Genomic DNA, 24515 nt, shown 5'->3' with positions numbered 1-24515 from the left:
TGTGATATAGTAAAAAAAGTGAATATTCTTCCAAATTAATACAAATTACATATAGGTTGGTAGAGGTATTTTATAGAATGTGAAAGTAAAGGGAAAAGGGAGAGTCATATGGTAAATTTTAAGGAAATTTCGGTTTTTGTTATGGTTATTTGTTTATTTTTTTTGACACCTATGACGTTATATGCTGAGACGAATATTGGAGTAAATCCGGAGCAAGTGGCACCTCCACCTGCGGAAGGGCCGAATGTTTTTAGTCAGTTTGCGACTACGATTGATGCGAAAACAGGAGATATGTTGTACGACAAAAATGCACATCATCGTGCGTTCCCTGCTAGTATGACGAAAGTGTTAACGGCGATTTTACTGATGGAGCATACGAAGCCAGAGGATCAATTTACGTTTTCACAATTAGCATTAGATCAAGAGAAGAGTAATTATCAAATTGAGTTTCAACCTGGTGAGACTATTAATAGAAATACTGCACTTATGATTTTAATGGTGCTGAGTGCGAATGATGTATCCTATGCGATTGCGGAGCGTATTGGAGGAAGTGTTGAAAACTTCGCCAATATGATGAATGAAAGGGCGAAGCAATTAGGGGCTAAAGATAGTCATTTTGTAACGCCAAATGGATTGCATGATCCAAATCATTATACGACGCCATATGATATGGCCATGATTACGAGAGGTGTGCAAAAGTATCCTGAAATTTTACAAGCGATGAATACGAAAAGAACGACGGTTACGACATCTACGCAAACAGTTTCTATTTTTAATAAGTCTACTTATTTTGAAAATCCATATAGCATTGGTGGTAAGACAGGATTTACGAATGAAGCACGCAATACGCTCGTTTTATTAAATGAGAAGGATGGTAATCGTATTATAAATGTAGTAATGGCTTCTCAAAGACCTGAAATTTATGAAGATTTGAAGCAGATGGCGGAATATTCTTTTGGGCAATTTACGAAGCAAACTGTACTAGATAAACATAGTTGGCACCAAAAGGCAAAGTATTTAAATAAAGATGTTGATTCTGAGCTGGAAAAAAGTGCAGAGCTTATGCTAAAGAAAGATGAAGGGAAAAATATAAAAACGGCTTTTCGGGTTAATTCAGTGGATAAAGAATCTTTGTATCAAAAAGGAATTCATCGCGGTGAAGTAGTTGGTGCGGTAGATATTATAAAGAATAATCAAACGATTGCGACTATAAATGTTCTTTCAAAAGAAGATGTTACTTTTGCGATGCCTAAAAAAGATACAGTTGCACCTGAAGTAAAGGAATCGAATGTGAAAGTGATAAGTGTTGGAATAGGTGCGATTTTATTATTTGGAGCGATTTTATATGTAGTGCTGCGCCGAAATAACCAAGGGATGAAATCAGAAGAAAAATAAATTGCTAGTAGACCGTGATGAGATTTTGTCACGGTCTTTTTTGTATGCATTTCAAAAATGATTTAACTAATAATTGTAAATTTTCTTATTGCATTTCCGTATCGTTCGTTATATTATTTACTTGTGTTCTTGTTAAAGAACGGAAATGAATATTGTATACTTCAAATAACATAAAACAACGGAGAGGGAGAGAGACGATGAAATTAATTTGGAAGGTGATTAGCAACGTTATCTCATTTGTTTTATTTGCGGTAATGGTTTGTTTAGCTTTTGTAGTTATTTCTTCAAAAGCGAGTGGCGGGGATCCAACAGTGATGGGATATCAATTTAAGAGCGTTCTTTCAGGATCGATGGAACCAACATTTTTAACAGGATCAATCATTGCGATAGAGCCAACGAAAGATGGTTCTAAATATAAAAAAGGTGATGTTATTACGTTTAAAGAGAAAGATGACAAAATTATCACTCACCGTATTATCGGTGTGAAAGATACAAATGGAAAAGTAATGTATGAAACAAAAGGGGATAACAACAACGGACCAGATTTAGCACCAGTACTTGCAGAGAATGTAATTGGAAAGTATGCAGATATTACAGTTCCATACGTTGGTTATGGACTGAATTATGCGAGTTCAAAAGCGGGAGCAGCATTACTTCTCATTATTCCTGGAGTCTTTTTACTTGGCTATTCCGCAATTTCTATTTTTGGCGCTATTCGTAGCATTGACGGAGAAAAGAAAGATAAAAAAGTAGAACAATCCGTCTAGTTCGTTTGGTTATACTTTCCGTTTAGGAAGTTAACAAATATATATATATATTAAGGGGATATGGACATGACTTTAAAGAAAAAATTAGGAATGGGTATCGCATCAGCAGTATTAGGAGCAGCATTAGTTGGTGGAGGAACATTTGCATTCTTTAGCGATAAAGAAGTGTCAAATAATACATTTGCGGCTGGTACGCTTGATTTATCATTAAATCCATCAACAGTTGTTAATGTATCGAATTTAAAACCTGGTGATACAATTGAAAAAGAATTTAAACTAGAAAATAAAGGCTCTTTAGATATTAAAAAGGTTCTATTAAAAACAGACTATAGTGTAGAAGATACGAAGAAAGATAATAAAGATGATTTTGGTAAACATATTAAAGTAACATTCTTAAAAAATGTAGATAAGCATGAGACGATTGTGAAAGAAACTACATTAGATAAATTGAAGGGTGATACACTTACAGCAGTTAATAATGATTTAGCTGCTTGGTTCTGGGATGAAAAAGGTATTTCTGCAGGTAAATCTGATAAATTCAAAGTGAAATTTGAATTCGTTGATAATAAAAAAGACCAAAATGAATTCCAAGGCGATAAGTTACAATTAACTTGGACGTTTGATGCACAGCAAGGCGATGGTGAAACGAAATAATAATGACAACAAAAAGAGACTATCAAAAGTGGTAGTCTCTTTTTGTGTTAAAAGAGAAATGTAAAAAGAAACATAATTTTTATATCATTTTGTAATTCACTTTATTATAATAAAGGTATAGTTCTTGATAAAGAACAAGTTGTTCGATAGGAGAGATTAAAATGCTGAAGGCACCTCGCAAATTCAAAAAGATGCTTATATTGCCATGTTTGTGCTCTATTACTTTTTATTTAGGTTCTCAAATGATGACTTATACAGAGGCAGCTTTCATTCATGAGACGAAAGTGCAGGCTACTATTTCTACAGCAAGTATTTTTCCAAAAACAGTTGATCAGTTGACAGAACAAGCTAAGCAACATAAGGAAGTAATTTTGCATGAGTATGAAGAGATGAAATCGAAAGTAACTTTCACTTCCACTCAAGAATTAGAACAGGCGCTTGTTATGTGGAAGCAAGGACGTGAGAAAATTGTTACTGAGAGGGAACTGTTACAAAAGGTATATGCATCAATAGAAAATCCTTATAACAAAGTGAAAGAAGAGTTAAAGGGAAATAAAAGTGAATCTAATAAGCAAGTATTCTCGTATGTGAATGCTGGTTTTCATATAGTTAAAGAGCACTGTGAGTATGTTGATAAAGAGGTTAATTTACAGGTGATTGATAAACAAATTCAAGCTTTTGAAAAATTATTAGTAGATGAAACAGCAAAACAAGTGAGTGAGGCTGAGAAGCAAAAGAAATTAGAAGAGAGTAAGAAGCAAGAAGAAGCGAAAAAGCTAGAAGAGAGCAAGAAACAAGAAGAGGCGAAAAAGTTAGAAGAGAGCAAGAAACAAGAAGAGGCGAAAAAGCTAGAAGAGAGTAAGAAACAAGAAGAGGCGAAAAAACTAGAAGAGAGTAAGAAGCAGGAAGAGGCGAAAAAACTAGAAGAGAGTAAGAAGCAGGAAGAGGCGAAAAAACTAGAAGAGAGTAAGAAGCAAGAAGAAAAGAAGGAATAGTAAGTAAAATACAGCAGCATTTCGGAAGGAATAAATACAATGATAAGACAAATAGGCGAGAGAGCCCTACGACTCATCTATTTGCTTTGTTTTTCTTATTTCACTATTCGTGGGTATAAGGTCTTCACCTGAAAATTTAACGAATGCGAGGAAGTTAGTTGGCAGCACCGCTTGGTGAAGGTTAATGATCAGTGGGGATGAACAGAAAAACACTGATTAAAGTTTCACTTTATTTCTCAATACTTTTCTGAAAAAAAGGAAAAAATGTTGAGAAATAAAAATAATCAAAATATATATTGTATTTATATAGTCTTGTTCGTTATAATGAACTTAAGGTTTTAAAAAAAGAACAAATATTAGCTAAGCTAATATAGTTTTAGTTACACCTCTTATTTTGAAATAAGAGATAAAAATACAAAAAACAGCTAGGGGGAATTGATTGTGAGTCTGAAAAAGAAATTAGGTATGGGAGTTGCATCAGCAGCATTGGGGTTATCTTTAATTGGTGGAGGAACATTCGCTTACTTTAGCGATAAAGAAGTATCAAACAATACATTTGCAGCTGGGACGTTAGACCTTACATTAAACCCTAAAACGCTTGTAGATATTAAAGATTTAAAACCAGGGGATTCTGTTAAGAAAGAGTTCTTATTAAAGAACGACGGTACTTTAGCAATTAAAGATGTTAAATTAGCGACAAAGTATACTGTGAAAGATGCAAAAGGTGATAATGCTGGTGAAGACTTCGGTAAGCATATTAAAGTGAAATTCCTTTGGAACTGGGATAAGCAAAGTGAGCCTGTATATGAAACAACTTTAGCGGATTTACAAAATGTGGATCCAGATCTTTTAGCTAAAGACATCTTTGCTCCTGAGTGGGGAGAAAAGGGTGGATTAGAGGCTGGCACAGAGGATTACCTATGGGTACAGTTTGAATTCGTAGACAATGAAAAAGATCAAAATATTTTCCAAGGTGATTCATTGAATTTAGAGTGGACATTCAATGCTAACCAAACAGATGGAGAAGAAAAATAATAAATAAAAAAAGCGGGGGATTCCCCGCTTTTTTTTATAAAGAAAAAAAGAAGTGCCCGTTTTAAGCACTCTTTTATATGTATTATTGTTGATTTTTCTTCCATTGTGTAAATTCGAGAAATTCACGAAACTGTTCTTTTGAGACACCAGAGCTCATCGCATCTTTAACGAGCTGTGTCCATTCGGAGTCTAGATGACTTTCCGTTGTTGTTTCATCGTGAAGTAAAGTATCAACTGGAATTTGTAGAACAGCTGCAATTTTTTCAAGAAACTGAATAGAAGGGTTTTTTTGTAAATTCCGTTCTATAGAACTAATGTAAGATTTAGCGACACCAGCTTTTTCGGCGAGTTCTGTTAATGAAATGCCTTTTTGTAAACGAAGGCGTTTTATACGTTCTCCTATCATATTTGCGCACCTTTCTATCAATATGTAGTCGTCTTATGATGTGATTATTATAACATAAACTTCGTTAAAAAGAACGAGGCTATTGAGCCTGGCTCGTATGCTTCATACGTTGAAAAAAGTGTTCAATATCTTGCAGGGCAATGCCAGCATCTAGAGCTTCAAGTATTAAATCAATCCATTCTTGATCTAGTGAGTCAGCCTTATCTTTGTACAAATGTAATTCCTCCCTAATTAGTGGTCATAATTGCTGCTACAGAATATATGATAATGCAATCGGATTTTGTATTTTATATAGTGAATTATCAAATATTTTGTAGATGAAACAAAGATAAAATCCCCATTAAATTCCCTCTATGGCGATTATAAAGTTTCTGACAAATATTTTCAATATTTTCTGAAAACATTGTTGAATTGTGATATATTCGTATACTAACTATGAAATTTTTACAAATATATTAAAAAAATTACATAATATAACTAAATATTGAAAATATATTGAATTTTTAATAATATAAAGTATGTAATACATATTTTATATTAGGGGAGGCAATAAGGGATGAAAAAGAAACCATTTAAAGTGTTATCATCAATTGCTTTGACAGCTGTTCTAGGCTTGTCGTTTGGTGCTGGAAGCCAGTCTGTATACGCTGAAACGCCGGAGAACAAGACAGCTACAAGTCCAGTTGATGATCACTTAATCCCAGAAGAGAGATTAGCAAATGCGCTAAAAAATCGTGGGGTAATTGATTCGTCAGCTTCAGAGACAGAAACAAAGAAAGCTGTCGAAAAGTATGTAGAGAAGAAGAAGGGTGAAAATCCTGGGAAAGAAGCGACAAATGGGGACCAACTTACGAAAGATGCATCTGACTTTTTAAAGAAAGTGAAAGATGCGAAAGCAGAAACGAAAGAAAAGTTAGACAAACCGGCAACAGGGACACCTGCAGCGACAGGCCCAGTTAAAGGCGGTCTAAATGGTAAAGTACCAACTTCTCCAGCAAAGCAAAAAGAATATAACGGTGAAGTTCGAAAGGATAAAGTACTCGTTTTACTTGTAGAGTATGCTGATTTCAAGCATAACAATATTGATAAAGAACCTGGCTACATGTATTCTAACGATTTTAACAAAGAACACTATGAAAAAATGTTATTCGGTAATGAGCCATTCGCGTTAGATGATGGAAGCAAAATCGAAACGTTTAAACAATATTACGAAGAGCAATCTGGTGGTAGTTACACTGTTGATGGAACAGTTACAAAATGGTTAACAGTTCCTGGTAAAGCTGCTGATTACGGTGCTGATGCTGCAACAGGTCATGATAATAAAGGGCCAAAAGGACCACGTGATCTAGTAAAAGATGCATTAAAAGCAGCTGTAGATAGCGGTCTTGATTTATCACAGTTTGATCAGTTCGATCAATACGATGTAAATGGTGATGGAAATCAAAATCAACCGGACGGTTTAATCGATCACTTAATGATTATTCATGCGGGTGTTGGACAAGAAGCTGGCGGTGGTAAATTAGGTGATGATGCAATTTGGTCACATCGCTGGACAGTTGGACCAAAACCATTCGCAATTGAAGGTACACAAGCGAAAGTTCCATATTGGGGCGGAAATATGGCAGCATTCGACTACACAATTGAACCAGAAGATGGCGCGGTTGGTGTATTCGCACATGAATATGGTCATGATTTAGGTCTTCCAGATGAGTATGATACAGACTATACCGGTCATGGTGAACCAATTCAAGCTTGGTCTGTTATGAGTGGCGGAAGCTGGGCTGGTAAGATCGCAGGAACAACGCCAACAAGTTTCTCACCACAAAATAAAGAGTTTTTCCAAAAAACAATCGGTGGTAACTGGGCAAATATCGTAGAAGTAGATTACGAGAAATTAAATAAAGGTGTCGGTCTAGCAACATATTTAGACCAAAGTGTTACGAAATCTAGCCGACCAGGTATGATTCGTGTTAACTTACCAGATAAAGATGTAAAAGGAATTCAGCCAGCATTTGGTAAACAGTATTACTACAGCACAAAAGGTGACAATCTTCACACAAAAATGGAAACACCACTGTTTGATTTGACAAATGCAACGAATGCGAAATTCGATTTCAAATCATTATATGAGATTGAAGCTGAGTATGATTTCCTTGAAGTACAYGCTGTAACAGAAGATGGTCAACAAACGTTAATTGAAAGAATTGGTGAGAAAGCAAATAGTGGAAATGCAGCTACGACAAATGGGAAATGGATTGACAAATCATATGATTTAAGTCAATTCAAAGGTAAGAAAGTAAAATTAACATTTGAGTACATTACAGATGGTGGTTTAGCATTAAATGGTTTCCTACTTGATAATGCGTCATTAACAGTAGATGGTAAAGTTGCATTCTCAGATGATGCAGAAGGTACATCACAATTTAAATTAGATGGTTTCGTTGTTTCTAGCGGAACAGAGAAGAAAAAACATAACTACTATGTAGAGTGGAGAAACCATACTGGATCAGATAGCGCATTGAAATTTGCTCGTGGTCCAGAATATAACTCAGGTATGGTTGTATGGTATGCAGACTCAGCTTACTCAGATAACTGGGTTGGTTTACATCCAGGACACGGTTTCCTTGGTGTAGTTGATTCTCATCCAGAAGCAATTGTAGGAACTTTAAATGGTAAGCCGACAATTGACAGTAGTACACGATTCCAGATTGCTGATGCGGCGTTCTCATTCGACAAAACGCCAGCTTGGAAAGTTGTATCTCCAACGCGTGGAACGTATACGTATAATGGCTTAGCTGGTGTACCGAAGTTTGATGATTCGAAAACGTATATTAATCAACAGATTCCAGATGCAGGACGTATTTTACCGAAGCTTGGTCTGAAGTTTGAAGTAGTAGGACAAGCTGATGATAATTCTGCAGGTGCTGTTCGTTTATACCGTTAATACAGTAAAACTACCGGGAGATTTTCTTTCGGTAGTTTTTTGTGAGCAATGAATTTTATATAAAGGGAAAAGTTATATATAATGTAACTTTAAGAATAGAAATTTGTTACATATGAAGTCTATATAAATAATGAAATAATTGGATAAAAATAGTGGGAGAAGGTGAGTGCATGAGTATTTCCTCTATTGTAAATAAACAAAAGGAATATTTTCACAAAGGACATACGAGAAGTCTAGAGACGAGAAAGAAGAATTTGCAGAAGCTTTATGAAGGAATTCAGCGTTTTGAAGGTGAGATTTTTCAAGCGTTGAAATTAGATTTGAATAAATCAGTTCACGAATCATTTACAACAGAAATTGGATATGTACTAAAAGAGATTTCTTTTCAAATGAAGCATATTTCATCTTGGAGTAAACCAAAGCGTGTTCGCACAGCTCTTACTCATTTTGGATCGAAGGGGAAAGTGGTGCCAGAACCGTATGGTGTGACGCTTATTATCGCACCGTGGAACTATCCGTTTCAATTAGCAATTGCGCCACTCGTAGGAGCATTGGCAGCTGGCAATACAGTCGTTTTAAAGCCGTCAGAGTTAACGCCAAACGTTTCAAAAGTGCTTACGAGAATGTTAGGTGAATTATTCCCAGAAGAGCTTGTATCGGTAGTAGAAGGCGGCGCTCAGGAAAGCACTGCACTTTTAAAGGAACCGTTTGACTATATTTTCTTTACAGGTAGTGTTGGTGTTGGAAAAGTTGTGATGGAAGCAGCGGCGAAAAAATTAACGCCTCTTACGTTAGAGCTTGGCGGGAAAAGCCCATGTATTGTACATAAAGATGCAAAGCTAGATGTAACCGCAAGACGTATCGTTTGGGGCAAGTTTTTGAATGCTGGGCAGACGTGTGTAGCGCCTGATTATATATACGTTCATTCTTCAGTGAAAGAGCAGTTAATCGAGGTATTACGACATGAAATCGCAGAGCAATATGGAAAAGATGCTTTGCAAAATGACAATTATGTGCGAATTGTAAGTGAGCGTCATTTTGAACGTCTATGTACATTTTTACAAGACGGTAAACCTGTGATTGGCGGGAATTATACGAAAGAAACATTACACATCGAGCCGACAGTATTAACGAATGTTACATGGCAAAGTGCTGTTATGGAAGATGAAATTTTTGGACCTATTTTACCAATTATAGAATATGACAAAATAGAAGAGGTAATTGAAACGATTCAGCACCATCCAAAGCCGTTAGCACTATATGTATTTTCTGAAGATAGAAAAGTGCAAGAGAAAGTGACGAGTAATATTTCATATGGCGGAGGATGTATAAATGATGTCGTATATCATCTTGCAACGCCATATTTACCTTTTGGGGGCGTTGGAAGTAGTGGATTAGGCAGCTATCATGGTGAACAAAGTTTTCGGACTTTTTCCCATTATAAAAGCATTTTGTCCCAATCTACAGCATTCGACATGAAAATTCGTTACTCTTCTACAAAAAGTGCTTTAAAATTCATACGAAAGTTGTTAAAATGATGATGGTGTTTATCAGTAGGCGTAGCCGTATGATAAAAACCCCTTCGCAACTGAAGGGGTTTTTCTGTTCGACATATGTATCATGCGAAAATGAATCAAACATACTACATAAAGAATAGAAGAGAACGCTGCTAAACAACCATTTTTGTTTGGATCGAAACAAAAAAATAGTCTATAGAACATAAATATTTATTCATGAATATAAAAATTAAAATTTAAGGTAGATAGGACGGGAAAATGAAAAAGATTATTAAAGTTGAAGCAGTAGAAAAACATTTTGGAAATCAAGTGATTATCCCCCCTCTTTCTTTAGATATTAAAGAAGGAGAATTTTTAACAATTTTAGGACCGAGTGGTTGCGGGAAAACGACTTTACTTCGTATGATCGCAGGATTTGAAACCCCAACTAAAGGGAATCTTTTATTAGATGATGAAAAGATTAACGATTTGCCGCCATACAAGCGTCATATGAATTTAGTGTTCCAACATTACGCACTATTCCCACATATGAATGTTGAAAAAAATATTTGTTTCGGTATGAAAATGCAAAAAGTATCAGCAGCAAAGCAGAAAGAACGTGCGGAAGAGGCAATGCGTTTAACGCAGTTACTTGAGTTCCGTAATCGTAAACCTTCGAAGCTTTCTGGTGGACAGCAGCAGCGTGTAGCAATTGCAAGAGCAATTGTAAACAACCCACGTGTATTACTATTAGATGAGCCACTTGGAGCGCTTGACTTTAAGTTAAGAAAAGATTTGCAACGTGAATTGAAAAACTTACAACGTAATTTAGGAATTACGTTCATATATGTAACGCACGATCAAGAAGAAGCGATGAGTATGAGTGATCGTATTGTCGTTATGAATAAAGGGCATATCGAACAAGTCGGCACGCCTAAGGAAATTTACAATAAGCCGAAAACATTGTTTGTTGCGACGTTCATCGGTGAAAATAATATCGTGAAAAATGGGGAAAACTACGTAGCAGTTCGCCCTGAAAATGTAAAAGTTCGCTCGGTTGAAGAGCCAATTTTAAAAGAATACCATCTTGGACATATTGAAGATATTGAATTTGTTGGAAATATGGAAAAGCTATATGTACGTGAGGAGAAAACAGCGGAATTACTAATGGCATACCAAACTGCTGAAGAAGCAACGCAGTGGAGCATTGGAGATAATGTATATGTAGGCTGGGAGCAAGAGGACGAGGTGACCTTAAATTGAAGAAAGGGAAATTACTCGCATTACCTACAGTCGTATGGCTGTTACTCTTCTTCCTAATTCCACTTCTGTTCGTATTAGCATTTGCCTTCATGCAGCGCGGAGCATACGGGACAGTGGAAATGAAATTTACATTAGATAACATAGCACGTGTGTTTGATCCATTATATATGGGGACGTTATGGGAAACAGTGAAGATAGCTGTTATTACGACAGTACTATGTTTATTAATCGGTTATCCATTCGCCTATACAATTACAATTGTTGATCGTAAATATCGTTCTATCCTTCTATTATTGGCAACGATTCCGTTTTGGATTAACTTTCTTGTTCGTTCATACGCATGGATTGTTATTTTACGTTCACAAGGACTTGTAAACACATTGCTATTGAAACTAGGTATTATTAGTGAACCTTTAAATCTGCTATATAATACGCCTTCTGTAATACTCGGAATGGTATATTCTTTATTACCATTTATGATTTTACCAGTGTATGCAGCAATTGAGCAGCTTGATAAGCGTAAGCTAGAGGCGGCTTATGATTTAGGAGCAACACCAGTAAAGGCATTTTGGAATGTAACAGTACCGATGACGATGTCAGGGATTACAACTGGTTCTATTTTAGTATTCGTTTCTTCTATCGGAATGTTTGTTGTATCAGACGTTATGGGTGGATCGAAAGTAGCATTAATCGGAAACGTAATTCAAAACCAATTCTTAGGTTCACGTGACTGGCCGTTTGGTTCCGCGTTATCTATGATTGTTGTTCTATTCTCTGTTCTGTTAATTTACTTATATTATCGTGCAACGAAAGTATATAAATATGATGGAAACGGAGGGGAATAGGCAAAAATGAAGAAGTTTTTAGTTTCTTATTCTTGGTTAATCTTATTGTTTTTGTATTTTCCAATGATGGTTTTAATGGTATATTCCTTCAACGATTCTCGCATTAATGCGGAATGGGAGGGCTTTACACTCCATTGGTATACAGATTTATTTCAAAAACAAGATGTTATTGATGCGTTTGTAAATAGTATGACGATTGCTGTTATAACGACAATTGTGACGACAGTTCTTGGTGTGATTTTTGCTATTGCATTACACCGTTACAAATATCGTTTTGAAGGGGCCATTAACGGTCTTGTATATTTACCAATTTTAATTCCTGATATTTTAATGGGATTATCTTTACTTATCCTATTTAGTCAATTAGGTATGGAACTTGGAAAAACAACAATTATTATTGCACACATTACATTCAGTATTTCATTTGTTGTTGTTATTTTAGCGGCACGTCTTTCTGGTATGGGACGTGATTTAGAAGAGGCTGCAAACGATTTAGGAGCAACGCCGTGGCAAACGTTTCGTTATGTAACGTTTCCAGCAATTGCACCAGGAGTTATTTCAGCCGCATTATTAACATTCACATTATCGATTGATGATTTTGTAATTAGTTTCTTCGTATCAGGACCAGGATCAACAACATTGCCATTATACATTTATAGTATGGTTAAGCGTGGAGTATCGCCTGAAATTAATGCTCTTTCTACAATATTAATTGTTGTAATTGTAGGATTAATGGTGCTATCGGAAATCTTCCGTAATAAAGGTGCAGACGGTGAAGAGAACTCTGGAGGACACCTTCCTTTATAATACGAATGATATAGAAAGAACGAGGAGGTAATAAACCGATGAAATTAGTGAAGAGATTAGCTGGTATAGCAATTAGCTTCAGTCTTGCTGCAGGTGTACTTGCTGGTTGTGGTGAGAAAAAAGAAGAATTAAACATTTATAGCTGGGCTGACAATTTTGATGAGCAAGTTTTAAAAGATTTTGAAAAGAAATATAACGTGAAAATTAACTACGATAAATATGCAAGTAATGAAGAAATGCTTGCGAAATTACAAGCTGGTGGCGCGACATATGATTTAATTCAGCCATCTGATTACATGGTGAAAACGATGGCGAAGATGGACTTATTAGCGCCTTTAGATAAGAAGAATATCCCGAACATCGAGAACCTTGTTTCTAACTTTAAAACACCTGCGTTTGATCCAGAGAATAAGTATTCTCTAGTATATACTTGGGGTGTAACAGGAATTGCATACAATAAAAAGTATGTGAAAGAAACACCTACAAGCTGGAATGATTTATGGAACGAGAAATATAAAGGACATGTTACTTTATTAAACGATTCTCGTGAAGTATTAGGAATGGGACTTAAGAAAAACGGTTTCTCTAATAGCACGAAAGAGGATGCACAGTTAAAGACAGCGTCTGCTGATTTGCAGAAGCTACTTCCAAACTTATTAGCATTCGATACAGATAATATTAAACAAAAATTCATTACAGAAGATGCTTGGATCGGGACAGTTTGGTCTGGAGACGCAGCATTCATTGCGAAAGACAATAAAGATGTAGGATACGTTGTACCAAAAGAAGGTGGCACAATTTGGGCTGATACGTTAGCTATTCCAAAAGGTGCGAAAAATAAAGAACTTGCAGAGAAGTTTATGAACTACTTATTAGATGAAAAAGTAAGTGTGAAAAACTACGAGTCAATTGGTTACAGTAATCCAAATGAAAAAGCTCATCCTCTTCATAGTAAAGAATATCGTGATAATCACATGATCTTCTTAACAAAAGAAGAATTAGATCGTACAGAATGGCTTGTTGATGTAGACGATAAGTTAAAAGACTACGATCGCTACTGGACAGAGCTGAAAACAAAAGGTAAATAAGTAAGAAAATGCGGTTTCTAAAGTAGAAATCGCATTTTTTCATAGTAGGAGGAAATCGATTGAAGAAAAAGTTACATCAGTATGAGTTAATGTGTATCATTTTATTGTTTGTTCTATTTAGCATCATCGCTTGGAGGGTACATGTAGGTGGTGTTACAATGATGGATACATACGTACGTGATATGGTAAAAGGATTACAAATAGAAAGCTCAATTACATTCTTCACATATTTTACAAAGTTAGGATCTGCAATTGGAGTTATAACGACACTAATTATAAGTTTGCTCGTTTTTTGGAAAAAGCGTTATTATGCTGCTATGATTGTGTATCCAATGGCTATATTAACGACACACCTTGTTAATAAAGGGATAAAAGAAATTGCAAAAAGAGACCGCCCATCATTAAATGAGGCACTTGACGCACTTGGGTATAGCTTCCCAAGCGGACATGCAATGCTATCTATTATAACATTCGGTTTTCTTGCCTATATCATTGCTGCCAATTTGAAAAGCATAGCTGGAAAATGTGGTATTACGATTTCGATGGGCATATTAATTATATTGATTGGATTAAGTAGAGTTATTTTAAATGTTCATTACCCGACTGATATTTTAGCTGGTTACTGCGCAGGTGGCATTTTGTTAATCATCGCAATTTATTGTCATCGTTTACTTACCGAGAGATTGGGACTTAATAACGAGAGATAAAAAAACGTCTAGAAAAACTAGTATTATAGTTTTTCTAGACGTTTTTTGTTTATGGGGAGATGTGATAAAGTATAAATGACAAGTGAATTATATAAAGTAGGTGAAACTGTGTGAAGACAAATGTACATAAAATTGATAAGTGGGGGAAGTTAGGAACTTTTTTGTATCAATTTCGTTATACAGTAATTGTAGCATTACTACTACTTGCGATAGTGCTCGGTATTTTTGCTCCAAAACTTCCAGGAGTATTGGGCGGTGATGGTTTCCAAACAGAAGGGGATTATCAAAAGACGAAAGAAATTTTAGATAAAGATTTTAAGCAGTCTCAAGATACACTTTTACTCGTTTTTGAGAAGGAAAAGGATACTTCGCATGAGGAGTTCCAAAAGCGTATAGAGGGGATAATAAATCAAATTGAAGAGAAAGAAAAATACGAATCTTTCCATCATCCAATGCAAAATAAAGAGATGTTACAAGATGATATCGGTTATGCGACGATTTTATTTTCCGGGAAAACAAATAAAGAACGAATGGAAAAGACATTACAATTTGCCGGGAAAATCGAGAAGGAAAGTAATAGCGTATTAAAAGTAACACCGACAGGATATCCGAAAATTAATCAAGAGATTAATGAAAGAACGCAAAATGATTTAAAAGTAGCAGAGATGATTGGATTACCTATTGCTTTTCTCGTACTATTATTCTCATTTGGTAGTCTGATTGCGTCTATTTTACCGATTGTAAATGGCGCGCTTAGTGTCATTAGTACGATGGGGATTTTATATTTTATAGGTAGTGATAAAGAGCTATCTATTTTCGTGTTAAATGTTGCACCGATGATTGGACTCGCATTATCAATTGATTTCGCACTGTTATTTGTAAATCGTTTTCGAGAGGAAGTTGCGAAGAGAACAGTGAAAGAAGCGATAGCGATTACGTATCAAACGGCAGGGCGTGCTATCGTATTTTCAGGGTTATGTGTATTCGTCGGTTTATCAGGCTTATTTTTCTTTAAGATAGATTATATTCAGTCTGTTGCTATTAGCGGGATGATTGTCGTTATTATGAGCATTTTGTTTTCGCTAACACTTCTTCCGGCGCTATTATCTTTAATTGGTAAAAGGATATTAAAAAAGAATCAGGCGGCGCCTACGCCATCAAATGTATGGCGTAAATTTGCACAGTTTGTAATGAAACATCCAATCGTCATGATTATTGTTGTTACAACATTTATTGTTATTTGTTTATTACCGCTGCGTACAGCTAACTTGCAGTTTCCTGGTGTTGAAGCGTTACCTGAAAAGAGTGATACGAGAGTTGCATTTGAGAAGTATGAAGAAGCCTTTAATAAAACTGTCCAAACACACGCTGATGTTACATTAGTAGTAGAGACGAAGAAAGATATAACAGAAAAAGAAAGTTTACAAAAGATAGAAGCTGTTGTTCAAAAGTTAAAAGACGATAAGCAAGTATATAAGGTGAAAAGTGTATATGACGGGCTAAATGGAATGAAAGCAGATCAAGTTGCTGGAATGTTACAGTCGCCAGAAGCTGCGAAAATAGCTCCTGTATTTGAAGCGTATACGAAAGGGAATAAAACAACAATGGAAGTCTTTTTGGATACTAAGCCAAGTACAGAAACCGCAAAACAATGGGTTCGTGATTTCAAAAAGAATTATAAAGAAAATGATGTTACTTATTATTTGGGCGGTATGACGACGTTCCAGCAAGAGTTAGAAGATGAAATTAAAGATAAAGTTGCAATTGGTATGTCTGTTATATTTGGATCAACCTTTGTCATTTTATTATTCGCATTCCGCTCTATACTCATTCCAATTAAAGCTATTATTATGAACGTACTTAGTTTAAGTGCAACAATTGGAATTGTTATTTGGTTATTTGAAGGTGGTCATTTCGGATTAGAAGAGAGTTCAGTTTTATTTGTATTACCAATCTTTATTTTCGGCCTCGTATTTGGGCTTAGCATGGATTATGAAGTATTTCTTATTTCACGTATTCATGAGCTTTATGAAGAAACAGGAGATAACGATCAAGCAACGTTAGAAGGACTTGTTTCGACAAGTAGAATTATTACGTCCGCCGCTTTAATTATGATTGTTGTTACCGGTGCGTTCGCCTTTACTGATATTTTACCAGTAAAGCAGATGGGGCTTGGGGTTGCACTAGCAATATTTCTTGATGCAACAATTATCCGTCTTATGCTCGTACCAAGTTTAATGAAATTGTTTGGGGATTGGAACTGGTGGCTACCATTTCGAAAGAAAAGAGAAAAATCATCGTAAAAAAAACTCATCTTATAGATGAGTTTTTTTTATGAATAGCAGGGCCCATATTTTGCGCATAGTATGTGATAAGAACATTACATACAAGTAGGTGAAGGCAATGTTTCGTTATTTTAAGTTTAAGCTAAATGATACAGTACAGTTTGCTGAAAACGATGGGCATATGTATCGCATTGTCGGTTATCGGTTGGAAAAAGGGTTTTACCCAAAAGATGAATGGACTCATATTATTTATGAACTGCTTAGAGACTTTGACGGGTATACGATGGATGCGGAAGAAGAGGAACTTGTAAAAGTCATTCAAGTAGAGGATGAGTATTACAAAATACAAGAAGTATCGGGGTATCGCTATCCAGTAAAAATGAAGCAAAAGCAACAAGTTATGAAAGGAGAGAAAATAGACGACTTATTAGATACGTACAACGACTATAAACGATTGGCGGATTTCTTTAAAGATTTATTGTATGAACAAAAAGCTGAAGAAGTGTTGCAGGAAATGAAAAGGCTTAGAGCGTGAGGGGACAGTCGAGTATAAGGCTGTCCTCTATTTTTGACGGTGCATCAAATTATGTTTTCCGTTACAATGAGAGAATCAATAGAAATAAGGTGATTATAGTATGGAAACAAAGAAAAAGGGCGAATGGTGCGAAATTACGGTTCCAGCGACGTGGAATGGTATAAGTATTGAGTCGTTGTTAAAAGTAGAATGGGAAGTACCAAAAAAGTTATTACATCAGCTTCGTATGGAAAAAGGTGTTACGGTTAACGGAGAACAAAGGAGATGGAATGAACTTTTAAAAGAAGGAGATAAGTTACAAGTTCATATGTTTATGGAGGAGGAGTACGGCGTAGAGCCGGAATATGGTGAATTAAATGTAGTGTTTGAAGACGATCACGTACTCATTGTAAATAAGCAGGGGCAAATGGATACACATCCTTCTGAAAAAAATGGGACGGGAACACTTGCCAATCTTGTTGCTTTTCATTTTCAAATGCAAGGTTTAGAGACGAAGGTTCGGCATATCCATAGATTAGATAAAGATACGACAGGTGGTGTTGTATTCGCAAAACATAGAATTGCGGGTGCAATTATGGATCGTTTATTAATGGAACGGAAAATTAAAAGAACGTATGCGGCACTTGTTGAAGGAAAAGTAAAAAAGAAGCAAGGGACAATTGACGCGGCCATCGGAAGAGATCGACATCATGCTACAAGGCGCCGTGTTTCTCCAAAGGGAGACCAAGCTATAACGTACTATAAAGTAGAGAAATATTTTAAAAAACAAAATGCGACACTCGTAACGTTACAGTTAGAAACCGGTAGAACACATCAAATTCGCGTTCATATGAGCTATAATGGAAATCCATTAGTTGGGGATGTATTATATGGTGGGCAAACAACATATATGTCCGGGCAAGCGTTACATGCGATGAAGATTAATTTTTTGCATCCGATTACGAAAGAAGAGATCGTTGTTGACGTACCTTTCCCTACAAATTTAAACGATACAATGAAAAAACTTGAAAGAGAAAATAGGTAAAGTGTAAGTTTAAAGTTGAAAAAGGTAGATTTTTGCAGGGATTTCTCTAAAAGAGGCGAAGCCGTTAAGAGAAAAGAGAGGTGAGAATTATTTGAACAAATATAAATATATGCTAGGGATATTTTTCGCTTGTCTTTTACTTACTCTATGTGTTTATCCATATTTACCAACTCGTATGGCAGTGCATTGGAACGAGAATGGTGGAGCGAACGAGTTTATGAGTAAACAAGTGGTCGTATTATTTATCCCTGTCCTTATTATTATTTTACATGGATTAGTATATGTTATTTTGCATAATATATATAAGTTTAATGAAGGGGAGTATTTCATTATAAATGGATTTATAAAGAGTATTACTTTATTTATGATGTTTGTCCATATACTAATTCTCTTTATTAATTTGGGAAGTATTATATCCTTTCAGACAGGACTAACGATTGGAATTAGTATGTTTCTTTTTATGTTTAGTAAAGTGTTTAAAAAGGTGAAGGATAGAGAGAAAGAACCGATCAAATTACAAAAAATCCGTTTAGTTAGTAGGCGAATCTTTCAAGTGATGGCATGTGGCATATTATTTTCGTTGCTTTTGAGCCTGAAGTGGGGATTTTACTTGTTAATTAGTGTAATAAGCTGCGGGTCTATTTTGTTTATGTTCTACATTTTATACGCATACATATTAGAAAGCTATGAAACATAAAAAAAGAGTCTTCTCCTAGAAGACTCTCTTTTTATTTACTTCGTAATAAATTGTTGTGTCCAGTAGTTGCCGCTTTCTACATAGCCAACACCGATATGAGTGAAGCCACTATTTAAGATGTTTGCACGGTGTCCAGCACTGTTCATCCAAGCTTGTACAACTTCTTCTGGAGTACGTTGTCCTTGGGCGATGTTTTCACCTGCAGATTTATAAGAAATACCAAATTTCTTCATCATGTCAAACGGAGACCCGTATGTAGGGCTGTTATGATCAAAGTAGTTGTTTTTTTGCATATCTTCAGACTTAATGCGTGCTACTTTGCTTAATTCAGTATCGATTTGTAATGCTGATAAGCCTTGTTTTGTACGCTCTGCGTTTGTTAATTCAACAACGCGTTGTTCGAATTCGCTTAAAGATTTTGCTTCTTCAGCAGGCTTTTGCTCAGCAGGTTTTTGTGTTTCGTTTTGAGTATTGTTGTTTTCAGCTGGTTTTTGAGCTTCTGGTTTAGCAACTTCTTCAGCAGGCTTTTGTTCAGCTGGTTTTTGAGTTTCCTCAGCAGGCTTTTGAGCTTCTGGCTTAGCTGTTGGTTGTTCAGTAACAACATTTTCAGTAGGCTGTTGACCAGGAATGAAGCAATCTTGTTGGAATTGTCCTTGGTTCCATTGTGCTAATGATTCAACTCCCATAGATTGTAAGAATGCTTGTAATTCTTGTTGGCTCATTTGCTTCATCATCATTTTTGAATGCTGAATATTTTGAACCTTTATGTTAGATGGTTGTACTGTTGCAGCTTGTGCATCTAAAGAAGATACTCCTAAAGTAAGAGCTGTTGCAGCAGCTACAGATAATAAAACACGCTTTTTCATGATGTGTGTCCCCCTATATAAAGTTTTAATTTGTTTTCACACGATTTGTTTTTGACAGCCTGTCTGACTGACCAATTCATCGTAGCATACAATTTGCGAGAAAAAAGATGGAAAAAAATTCATAGACTTAAAATTTTCCTAATTTATCCTAAGAGGAGGAAAGGGATGAAATAAGAGAAACATAGAGTATAAAAGGAATTTTCAGCATTTTTATACTTGGTTTTAAGAGGGGGTTTTTGGAAAAATGTACCTATATTAAAAATGAAGAATCCTATTGTATCAATGATTTTAGCATTTTTTTGAGGAATATACTGGATGTATTTTTACAAAACTGTAATGTTTCTGTTGTTCTTTTTTATAATAAAGTAACATATTTTTAATGTTGTAGCGGACAAAAAAGCGGCTATCTCTTTACATAGACGAAGGAGATAGCCGTTTTCCTATTATTACGTATGTTACGAGTTATTACGAGTTGGTTTCAATTGCTTCTAATAATAGATCAACAATGTGAATTCCTCTCATTTTATGAGAAAGACCTTCACGTTCAATACCTAGTTTCATTTGTAATAGACATCCAGGGTTTGCAGTAACAATTGTCGCTGCATCTGTTTCATGTACACGGTCCATTTTGTAATCTAGAAATTCCATTGATAACTCCGAATGGACAATATTATAAATACCAGCAGAACCACAGCAGCGGTCTGCATCTTTCATTTCGCGGTATGTTGCGCCTTGAATGGCCTCTAGTAACATACGAGGTTCAGAAGATGTTCGCATAACATTACGTAAATGACAAGAGTCTTGATACGTAATGATTTGCGGCGTGAGTCGTAAGTCATTACGTTTATGGAAATCTAGTTCTACTAGTATAGCAGTAATATCTTTAATTTTAGAAACAAATTGCTTTGCGCGTTCAGCCCATTTGGGATCATCTTTTAACAGATAATCATAATCTACGAGATAAGCCCCGCAACCACCTGCATTCGTAATGATATAGTCGATTTGTAAATCTTCGAACGCTTGTATATTTCGTTTCGCTAATTCTTTTGCTCCACTCTTTTCACCAGCATGCCCATGTAATGCCCCGCAGCAACTTTGTGTTTTCGGAATAACGATATCACAACCAGCTAACTGAAGAAGTTTCATCGTTGCGTTATTTGTTTCTAAAAACATCGTATCCATTAAACAGCCTGTGAAGAATGCAACTTGTTTCTTCTTTTCCACCTCAGCAGGTAAAAATTCAGGACGATCTTTCATTGCTTTCATTTTAGGGATTTTTGGCAAAACGAGGTCCATCGTTGCAAGTGTTTCAGGGAATAACTTCATAATACCTGTTTTATGTGTTAGCGTTTGTAAACCAGAACGCTGGTAAAATCCGATTAGTCCTGTTAATGTTCGCATTCGGTTTTGATGCGGGAATAGTCCGTCAAAAACAACTTTACGAACAGCTCTCACGGGCATGGAGAACTTTTTATTTTGATTAATAATATCACGAGCTTCTTCTAATAAATGTCCATAATTCACACCAGATGGACAAACAGGTTCACAAGCGCGGCAGCCAAGGCAAACATTTAATGTATCTTCAACATCTTCATCCGGCTCAATTAAACCATCAACGACGGCTTTCATTAAGGCGATACGTCCGCGTGGGGAATGTGATTCTTTATACCCAGATTGAATGTAAGTAGGGCAAGTTGGTAAACAAAAGCCGCATCGCATACAGTTTAGTAGTTCATCTTCACTTAATCGTTCTTTAAATTCCTTTTGAATGTTTTCTTTATTTAATGTGGTCATCGCTCAACCACCACTCTTTTACGAGAGTCTTTCGCGAACATCTTTCCAGGATTCATAATGTTGTTTGGATCGAAGGCTTGTTTAATCCCTTGCATAGCAGCAATACCTTCTTTACCTAATTTCATTTCTAAATACGGAGCTTTCATCGCGCCAACACCATGTTCGCCGGTAATCGTACCACCAAGCTCAATCGCTTTCGCAAATATTTCAGCAAAAGCCTGTTCAGCACGGTGCATTTCGTCTTCATTACGGGCATCTGTCATACAAGTCGGATGCAAATTACCATCACCAGCATGACCAAAAGTACAAATAGGAATATTAAATTTCTTTGCAATTGCATTAATTGCTTCAACCATTGGAGCGATTTGTGAACGTGGTACAGTTGCATCTTCTAATATTGTTGTCGGTTTTAGTCTTGCAAGTGCTGATAGTGCACTCCGGCGTGCTGTACGAAGCGCATCTGCTTCGGCTTCATCTTTTGCAACGCGAACATCGACCGCATTCATAGCACGGCAAACGTTAGCCATTTTTTCGATATCTCGATTGACAACCTCGGGCGGGCCATCTTGTTCAATTAATAAAATTGCTTTAACGTCAGTTGGTAAACCGATTTGTGCAAACTCTTCTACAACTTCAATTGTTGGTTGGTCTAAAAACTCAAGTGTCGCCGGAATAATTTTATTTGCAATAATAGCAGAAACAGCTCGAGCAGCTTCGTTAATATCTTCATATAGCGCAAGCATCGTTTTCTTCGTTTCAGGCATAGGGACAAGTTTTAATATAGCTTCCGTAACAACACCAAGTGTTCCTTCAGAACCAATAAATAAACGAGTTAAATCATAACCAGCGACATCTTTTGCTAATTTACCACCAGTACGAATGATATCGCCGTTCGGTAAGACAAGTTCAAGCCCCATTACATAATCACGTGTTACGCCATATTTTAAACCACGTAATCCGCCGGAGTTTTCATTAATGTTACCGCCGATTGTAGAAATTTTCATAGAGCTTGGATCTGGTGGATAAAATAAACCTTTTTCTTCTACTGCTTTAATAATATCAAGTGTAATAACACCAGCTTGTACAGTAATTGTTAAATTCTCTTCGTCAATTTCTAAAATATTGTTCATATGGCGGAAAATAAGGACGATACCACCTTCAAGTGGACACGTTCCAGCGCAAAGATTTGTTCCAGACCCGCGAACGTATACTGGGATTTTATGAGTGTTACACACTTTTAACACGTCTGCTATTTCATTTGTATTACGAGGAGCAATGACTGCATCAGGCATCGCTTGGAAGTTTGGAGTGGCATCATAACTATAAGTTAAACGCCCCATATTGGATGTATCTACATTATCTTCGCCAACAATAGATACGAATGAATCAATAATTTGCTTTTCTAACATTGGAAATCCCCCTCAAACTGTTAACGTATTTCGTCATAATAAAAAACGTTGTAACAGTGCTTTCATTATAATGATAAAAAAGTTGGAGGATTCTTTCTATGTACAATCATCTAAAGATTAATCAATTTTATCGTTATTTTTTGTATGATTATCTAATAAGAGGAGTGCGAAGTATAAAACATTTAAATCTTTGAATTGTTTCGGGTCAAGTCCTGTATGTTCTTCAATCTTTTTTAGCCTGTAATGCAATGTGTTAATGTGTATATGTAATTGCTCAGCTGTCTGCTTATAAGATTGGTTATAATCGATAAATAAACGTAAAGTGTGCATAAGCTCAGGAGATGATACTAAGTTTTCAATGGTACGCTCTAGAAACTGTTCTCGAGTTTCAGTAGAAATATCTTGTAAACACATTTCTAAACGTAAATCTTCATTAAATACAATTTTTTTCGTTTCAAGTGATACTGAAAGGGCGCGTAATGCTTGTTCGTACGATAAGTTCATATTGCTTGGCGTAACTGTTTGTCCAATCCCGATATATAAAGTAATAGAAAATAAAGTTTCACAGTCTTGTTTTAACCGTTTTAAAAATTGAAAGGTTTGCTCTTTGGATTGGATTGTTGTAAACAAAATAAACCGATCATTTCCCCAGCGAACAAATAAATTTTCTTTTGCTAAAATGTTGCGCATATGTTGCCAAATTTTACGCTGGAGCATCGTATTATCTTGGGCGATTGATAATAAAATAAGTTGTTTCTTCTTATATAAATCAATGCCAAGCGTTTTTGCACGATCGAGAAAACTTGGAAACCAGTCTGTATTTTGAAGCCAATCAAAGACAAATGCTTCATAAGAACGGTGCTCAAGTTCTAGTTGTTCTAAAAAGTAGTTTTCATGAATTAATAATTCTGTCATCTTACGTAATATTTCTCCGTATTGTGAAATATTTTCAGGTTCTCCTGTAATTCCAATCACGCCGATTACTTCGTCATGGAATAGTAAAGGAAGGTTCATCCCAGCTTTTACACCTTGCAGTCGTCGTTCATCGTCTTTTGTAATAATGACAGTTTTCTTTTGTTTCGCACAGCGGAGTGCACCTTCATGAAATTGACCGATTCTTTCCGCATCTGTACTTGCGATAATAACGCCTTGTATATTAATAATAATAATGTTTTCAGTAATTAATCTGCGTACTTCACGTACAATTTTATTCGCTAAATCAGGAAAAAGCATAATTTACACACCTCAAATTCTATTTGTTGTACATTATATATGTAAGTTTATCCCGCATTAATGGGCAGTAAGACCCCCACCTCAAAATTCAGCGAAAGCAAAGAAGTTAGATGGGGGATCAACTGCCCATAAAAGCCCGATTGGTTCAACTAATAATCAGTGGTGGATGAAGAAAACCCCCACTGATTAAAGTTTCACTTTATTAATAAAGGAAGATTTCACATTTTCCACACATTTATTTGTTATTTTACAATTATAACGAAATCATCC

Annotated in this window: 22 protein-coding genes; 16 read left to right on the top strand and 6 right to left on the bottom strand. The window is 35.8% G+C overall.

Features of this window, described 5'->3' with window-relative positions:
• Nucleotides 1-108: 108 nt before the first annotated feature.
• The 5 genes from AC1DS7_RS13185 to calY all read left to right on the top strand — a co-directional run bounded on the left by AC1DS7_RS13185 (nt 109) and on the right by calY (nt 4846).
• On the top strand, nt 109-1395 hold the full coding sequence (locus AC1DS7_RS13185; protein ID WP_476999031.1) for a D-alanyl-D-alanine carboxypeptidase family protein: 1287 nt from the start codon (nt 109-111) through the stop codon (nt 1393-1395).
• 197 nt (nt 1396-1592) lie between these two features.
• Nucleotides 1593-2162, top strand: a complete 570-nt coding sequence (gene sipW, locus AC1DS7_RS13180; RefSeq protein ID WP_002064334.1) for a signal peptidase I SipW — start codon at nt 1593-1595, stop codon at nt 2160-2162.
• Nucleotides 2163-2228: 66 nt separating this feature from the next.
• Nucleotides 2229-2816, top strand: coding sequence for a CalY family protein (locus AC1DS7_RS13175; protein WP_002030432.1), 588 nt, complete (start codon nt 2229-2231; stop codon nt 2814-2816).
• Nucleotides 2817-2977: 161 nt separating this feature from the next.
• Nucleotides 2978-3811, top strand: coding sequence for a DUF4047 domain-containing protein (locus AC1DS7_RS13170; protein ID WP_476999030.1), 834 nt, complete (start codon nt 2978-2980; stop codon nt 3809-3811).
• A 441-nt stretch (nt 3812-4252) separates the two neighbouring features.
• On the top strand, nt 4253-4846 hold the full coding sequence (gene calY / locus AC1DS7_RS13165; RefSeq protein ID WP_305927219.1) for a biofilm matrix protein CalY: 594 nt from the start codon (nt 4253-4255) through the stop codon (nt 4844-4846).
• 82 nt (nt 4847-4928) lie between these two features.
• On the opposite strand, the gene AC1DS7_RS13160 is transcribed toward calY, so the two are convergent.
• On the bottom strand, nt 4929-5252 hold the full coding sequence (locus AC1DS7_RS13160; protein ID WP_002011473.1) for a helix-turn-helix domain-containing protein: 324 nt from the start codon (nt 5250-5252) through the stop codon (nt 4929-4931).
• A gap of 79 nt (nt 5253-5331) precedes the next feature.
• The gene (locus tag AC1DS7_RS13155) at nt 5332-5466 is read right to left on the bottom strand and encodes an anti-repressor SinI family protein (RefSeq protein ID WP_002011474.1); all 135 of its coding nucleotides are present in this window, start codon (nt 5464-5466) and stop codon (nt 5332-5334) included.
• Between the two features lie 342 nt (nt 5467-5808).
• Here AC1DS7_RS13155 and inhA1 point away from each other — a divergent pair, with 342 nt between their 5' ends.
• The 11 genes from inhA1 to AC1DS7_RS13100 all read left to right on the top strand — a co-directional run bounded on the left by inhA1 (nt 5809) and on the right by AC1DS7_RS13100 (nt 18943).
• A complete protein-coding gene (inhA1, locus tag AC1DS7_RS13150; protein ID WP_476999029.1) occupies nt 5809-8196 on the top strand; it encodes a M6 family metalloprotease immune inhibitor InhA1 in 2388 nt (795 codons plus the stop codon).
• A gap of 170 nt (nt 8197-8366) precedes the next feature.
• Nucleotides 8367-9734 carry an aldehyde dehydrogenase gene (locus tag AC1DS7_RS13145; protein ID WP_476999028.1) on the top strand — a complete coding sequence of 456 codons (1368 nt, stop codon included), beginning with the start codon at nt 8367-8369 and terminating at the stop codon, nt 9732-9734.
• 237 nt (nt 9735-9971) lie between these two features.
• Nucleotides 9972-10955, top strand: a complete 984-nt coding sequence (potA, locus tag AC1DS7_RS13140) for a spermidine/putrescine ABC transporter ATP-binding protein PotA (protein WP_061675899.1) — start codon at nt 9972-9974, stop codon at nt 10953-10955.
• The gene (gene potB, locus AC1DS7_RS13135; RefSeq protein ID WP_002126118.1) at nt 10952-11800 is read left to right on the top strand and encodes a spermidine/putrescine ABC transporter permease PotB; all 849 of its coding nucleotides are present in this window, start codon (nt 10952-10954) and stop codon (nt 11798-11800) included. The genes potA and potB overlap by 4 nt, the downstream gene beginning before the upstream one ends.
• A 6-nt stretch (nt 11801-11806) precedes the next feature.
• Complete coding sequence (gene potC, locus AC1DS7_RS13130; RefSeq protein ID WP_002011483.1) at nt 11807-12607, top strand: spermidine/putrescine ABC transporter permease PotC; 801 nt, start codon at nt 11807-11809, stop codon at nt 12605-12607.
• 38 nt (nt 12608-12645) lie between these two features.
• Nucleotides 12646-13695, top strand: a complete 1050-nt coding sequence (gene potD, locus AC1DS7_RS13125; protein WP_002011485.1) for a spermidine/putrescine ABC transporter substrate-binding protein PotD — start codon at nt 12646-12648, stop codon at nt 13693-13695.
• A gap of 59 nt (nt 13696-13754) precedes the next feature.
• Nucleotides 13755-14402, top strand: coding sequence for a phosphatase PAP2 family protein (locus AC1DS7_RS13120; protein WP_476999027.1), 648 nt, complete (start codon nt 13755-13757; stop codon nt 14400-14402).
• Nucleotides 14403-14512: 110 nt separating this feature from the next.
• Nucleotides 14513-16705 carry an MMPL family transporter gene (locus tag AC1DS7_RS13115; RefSeq protein ID WP_002166118.1) on the top strand — a complete coding sequence of 731 codons (2193 nt, stop codon included), beginning with the start codon at nt 14513-14515 and terminating at the stop codon, nt 16703-16705.
• A gap of 100 nt (nt 16706-16805) precedes the next feature.
• On the top strand, nt 16806-17222 hold the full coding sequence (locus tag AC1DS7_RS13110; protein ID WP_002126125.1) for a hypothetical protein: 417 nt from the start codon (nt 16806-16808) through the stop codon (nt 17220-17222).
• A gap of 100 nt (nt 17223-17322) precedes the next feature.
• Nucleotides 17323-18246, top strand: coding sequence for an RluA family pseudouridine synthase (locus tag AC1DS7_RS13105; RefSeq protein WP_215588845.1), 924 nt, complete (start codon nt 17323-17325; stop codon nt 18244-18246).
• A gap of 91 nt (nt 18247-18337) precedes the next feature.
• A complete protein-coding gene (locus AC1DS7_RS13100) occupies nt 18338-18943 on the top strand; it encodes a DUF1648 domain-containing protein (RefSeq protein WP_215588846.1) in 606 nt (201 codons plus the stop codon).
• Nucleotides 18944-18978: 35 nt separating this feature from the next.
• Here AC1DS7_RS13100 and AC1DS7_RS13095 read toward each other — a convergent pair whose 3' ends face one another.
• From AC1DS7_RS13095 to AC1DS7_RS13080, 4 genes are all read right to left on the bottom strand, one after another.
• Nucleotides 18979-19809: a CAP domain-containing protein gene (locus tag AC1DS7_RS13095; protein ID WP_002030537.1), complete on the bottom strand. Its 831-nt coding sequence runs from the start codon at nt 19807-19809 to the stop codon at nt 18979-18981.
• A gap of 465 nt (nt 19810-20274) precedes the next feature.
• Nucleotides 20275-21603: a (Fe-S)-binding protein gene (locus tag AC1DS7_RS13090; protein WP_476999026.1), complete on the bottom strand. Its 1329-nt coding sequence runs from the start codon at nt 21601-21603 to the stop codon at nt 20275-20277.
• Complete coding sequence (glcD, locus tag AC1DS7_RS13085) at nt 21600-23012, bottom strand: glycolate oxidase subunit GlcD (RefSeq protein WP_149190278.1); 1413 nt, start codon at nt 23010-23012, stop codon at nt 21600-21602. The genes AC1DS7_RS13090 and glcD overlap by 4 nt, the downstream gene beginning before the upstream one ends.
• Nucleotides 23013-23129: 117 nt before the next feature.
• On the bottom strand, nt 23130-24245 hold the full coding sequence (locus AC1DS7_RS13080) for a CdaR family transcriptional regulator (RefSeq protein ID WP_476999025.1): 1116 nt from the start codon (nt 24243-24245) through the stop codon (nt 23130-23132).
• Nucleotides 24246-24515 lie beyond the last annotated feature (270 nt).

The organism is Bacillus sp. P4_E1, from assembly GCF_056401715.1.
This window is presented reverse-complemented; position numbering and strand designations above follow the sequence as displayed.